The sequence below is a fragment of the uncultured Campylobacter sp. genome (assembly GCF_938018145.1).
GTDB lineage: Bacteria > Campylobacterota > Campylobacteria > Campylobacterales > Campylobacteraceae > Campylobacter_A.
On sequence record NZ_CALIII010000046.1, the window covers coordinates 1 to 4,022 of the forward strand.

The 4,022-nt window shown below is 47.0% G+C and carries 3 protein-coding genes; 1 reads left to right on the top strand and 2 read right to left on the bottom strand.

Annotated elements, in window-relative coordinates; genetic code table 11:
* Positions 1–1,034 (bottom strand): isomerizing glutamine--fructose-6-phosphate transaminase (locus tag Q0338_RS01120; RefSeq protein ID WP_298085156.1); only part of this gene is annotated, 1,034 nt, incomplete at its 3' end.
* A gap of 2 nt (positions 1,035–1,036) precedes the next feature.
* Complete coding sequence (locus Q0338_RS01125; protein ID WP_298085157.1) at positions 1,037–3,493, bottom strand: HD domain-containing protein; 2,457 nt, start codon at positions 3,491–3,493, stop codon at positions 1,037–1,039.
* A gap of 112 nt (positions 3,494–3,605) precedes the next feature.
* Between Q0338_RS01125 and Q0338_RS01130 the strand changes: the two genes are divergently transcribed.
* Positions 3,606–4,022 (top strand): radical SAM protein (locus tag Q0338_RS01130; protein ID WP_298085158.1); only part of this gene is annotated, 417 nt, incomplete at its 3' end.

A 4,022-nucleotide genomic window follows, 5' to 3' on the forward strand; every position in this document is an offset into this window, starting at 1 on the left:
TTGTTTAGTTTTGGGCGTCTATAGCGAAATTCGCTTGCGATCTCGACCTTGGCTCTAGTGTCTGCTAGCCTCTCAAAAAGATAGCTAGACGTAAGGGCTGCGTGATAGCTCGTGCCGCATGCGCAGATCACGATATCATCGATATTGCGTAGATACTCGTCGGTTAAATTTTCAAGACCTACCGCATCCTCTTTGACGCGTCCCATTAGAGTTTCTGAGACGACCGCGCTTTGTTCGTAGATCTCTTTTTCCATGAAAAAGCGGTAGCCCTCTTTTTGCGCGTAGCTTTTATCCGCAGGCAGCGCGGCAAAGCTCGGGCTTAGTTTTTTTGCGTCTTTAAAAACCGCGATCTCGTCAATGCTAACAAATCCGTAGCTTTTATCGTCCAGGTAGTATACCTCTTTGGCTAGGCCGATCAGCGGGGCGTCAGAGGAGGCGAAAAATACCTCTTTGCCCTCACTTTTGCCGATAGCTAGCGGCGCGGCGTCCTTGGCGAAGAAAATTTTGCCCGGAGCCGTTTTGGTGATAAGCAGCGTCGCGTATGCTCCGTGCAGGCGCGCTACCGTAGCTTCGTACGCCTTAAACGGCTCGCCGATAGTTTTTAAATTTTCCTCAAAAAGATGCACGATAACCTCGGTGTCGGTTTGACTAAGGAAGCTAACGCCCTTTGCCTCAAGCTCCTCTTTTAGCTCTTTGTAGTTTTCGATGATGCCGTTATGAACAACGAACGAGTGCTCGCCCAGGTGCGGGTGAGCGTTGATCTCGGTGGGTTTGCCGTGCGTAGCCCAGCGCGTGTGTCCGATCGCGACGCCTTCGCCGCTAGAGCTAAAGCCCTCTGATTTTTTGGCTAAATTTTCAAGCTTGCCGATGGCTTTGAAAAAGGCGATCTCCTGCGCGCATTTGTCGCAACCGCCATCTAGGCTCATCACCGCCATGCCTGCGCTATCGTAGCCGCGGTACTCAAGCTCTTTTAATCCGTTTAAAATAAACTCTCTTTTTTCTCTATTGCCGACGTAACCGACGATTCCGCACATGTTTACTCGCTTTCTAATAATTTTAAAATTTCGCCTAGATCCACGCCCTCGCGCTTTTCGATAAGCAGCAAATTTCGCGTCCTGTTTTTTACGGTTTGGATTCTGGCGTTGGCTATTTTTACATCAAATTCCTTAAAAACTCCCAATACGTAAGCCATCAGCCCGCGCTGATCTTTCGCGTTTATGCCCAGCTTTGCGTACTCTTGCGAGTGGTTCGCGTCAAAATTTAGCTCGCCTTTTAGTATTATCGGGCGATTTATCTGCGCTGAGGCGCCGCTTTTTAGCGAGATCTCGATGAGGTTTTTTAGAGTTTCTAGCTCGCTTGATTTGACGTTTTTGTTAAACTCTAGCTTGACGTAAAATTTGCCCTCAAATAGCTCGAAAATCTCCATAAATCCAAGATCAAGGTGTGCCAGAGACGAGAGCAAAACGGCTAAATTCGGATAGTTTTGCGCGTAAATTTCGATGCTTAGGCTTTGGTGGTTTTGTACCTGTATGCTTAGTTTATCCGCGTTTTGCGCGGTTTGAGCGATGCCGATGATGCCGTCAGGCTGGTATTTGGCAAAGAGTAAATTTGATCTAATAGCAAAGATTTTTTCTTTCAAATTTTCGTTTAAAGCTGCAAATTTGGCGTTTCTCCTGATACTAAGCTCCTTTTTTACGCGTCTTGCGGCTTCGTCTAGCAGGTTTTCATCCTCGAAGCTTTGCAGGCAAATGCCGTAAAGCTCGCGCAAAAGCCGCGCCAAATAGGGCGTATAGAGTTTTTCATCCGTCGCGTTTATCACGCAGTAGGCGACGATGTATGAGAGCTTTAGGGTTTGCGGGTCGCCAAGCTTTGAGATAAAGCTAAAAATCGTGCGCTGATCATAGATGTCCTCGCGGTTTGCCACGTCGTTCATCAGCGTGTGGTAGCGCACGAGCGTAACGCCGATATTTACGGCCTTTGCGCTCAAATTTAGCTTTGCGGCGTAGGCGCGAAAGATATTTGAGCCCACGACCGAGTGATCGCCGCCTAGCCCCTTGCCCGCGTCATGTAGCAGCAAGGCTAGCTTTAGCAGCGTGCGCCCCTCGATGCAAAGCTCGTCGTAGAGCGATTTTACGAATTTATCTTTGATATTTTCGGCAAATTTGACGCTTAAAACGCAGTGCTCGCCGACGCTAAATTTATGGTAGCCGTCAAATTCGGCCAAATTTACGGCGTGCTCGAGCGGTTTAACCAAAACGGGCAAAACCTCCGCGTCCAAAAGCGCTTTGATAATGCAGTGAGCGTGGTTTCGCATCAAAATTTTTCTAAAAAGCGCGAGCGAATCCTCGGCGTCCTCTTTGCTGATTTGCGCGCGTTTTAGGTAAAAGATCGTTCCGACGTCAAATTTATACTCCGCATCGCCAAGAGCCAAAAGCTGCTTTAGCACTGCATTTAGCGGCCTAGCGCGGACGTGCAGCGGGACGTAAATCGTATTTTCAAACCTATAAAATCCGTTTTTTAGCCGCGCGGCTCGCAGCTGGCTAAATTTAACCCCGCTTGTAAATTTGCTCCTGTAAAAGCTAGCGACCAGATAGCGCGAGAAAACGGCGACCGAGTGCATGCAGGAAAAGAGCTTTTGCGAGATGACGCTGCTGTTTTCTTGCGTTTTTTTGGACTTGGTTTGCATGAGCGCGGTGATCTCGTTTAGCTTTGCGGGGGCAAAAACGTCCGAGCCTAGGGTTAAATTTTGCGCCGATTTTACGCAGAGGATAAAATCAGTCGCCAAATTTAGCGCGCTAAGCTCCTTTTCGTCGATAAATTTTAGAGCCTGCGAGCGCATGCTGATCTCGTTTTCAAAGCCGTTTAGAGCGCAGTTTAGATAGTAGATGTCGTTCGTGCCGCCAAGGTCGTTTTTTAGATCGGGCTCTTGCTTTATGTTTGGGATATCGTTAAAGGCGCCTAGATTTTTGGCGTAAAATTTGAGATTTTCTTGCGCGTTAAACTCGCGAGTTTTATAAATCTCCGACCGAGCGACCTTATACAGCGTGCGCGAGCCGCAGATGTAGCGGATACGGCTAAACGCGGCCTTTGCTTTGTGGTCGTTTTTGTGCGCTTCGAAAATCTCGTCCAGCTCGCAAATTTTAATATTTAGCTTTAAATTTGAGCCTTCAAGCGCGGCGACTAGCTTTTTTAGGATAAATTTGACGTTAAAGCCCGCGTTTTCTTTAAAGACGAGTAAAATTTCTAAAACCGAGCTTGTGGAGATGAGGTTGTCGGCGTATTTTTCGGTAGCGATGACGCAAAACGGGATAAAATCTACATCAGGGTTAAAGTCCGCGAAAATCTCGTCCAAAACCCGCGCGCATAGAGCTTTTATGAGCTCGTCGCTTTGCTTTGCGATGAAATTTGCAAAGCCCTTGCCCTGAAGCTTTTTTAGCTGCGAGGCCAAATTTGCGCCGCCCAAAACGCCGCTTAAATTTCCTTTTAAAGCCACTTTTTTACCGCCGTCTTTTTGTGTAAATTTTATCCGATGATACTAAAATTTTGCAAAAACAAAGCTTTTTTAACATATAATCGCCGTTTAATATCTATTTTCGGAATAAAATTTGACAAATTTAATAGAAAAACTCCAAAGCGGCGAGCGTCTGGACGCGGACGAATGCGCAGGCTTGTACGACCTAGACCTTTTTACGCTGGGTAAATTCGCAAACGCCAAACGGCGAAAACTGCACGGCAAAAAGGTGTTTTTTAACGTAAATCGGCATATAAATCCGACCAACATCTGCGCGGACGTGTGTAAATTTTGCGCGTTTTCGGCAAACCGCAAAAATCCAAACCCATACACGATGAGCCACGATGAAATACTAAAAATCGTCGAAAAAAGCGTTGCCGGCGGCGCAAAAGAGATACATATCGTCTCGGCGCACAACCCTGAGACGTCGTGGCAGTGGTATTTGGAAATTTTTAAAAAAATCAAAGAAAAATATCCGCAAATCCACGTCAAAGCTCTAACTGCGGCGGAG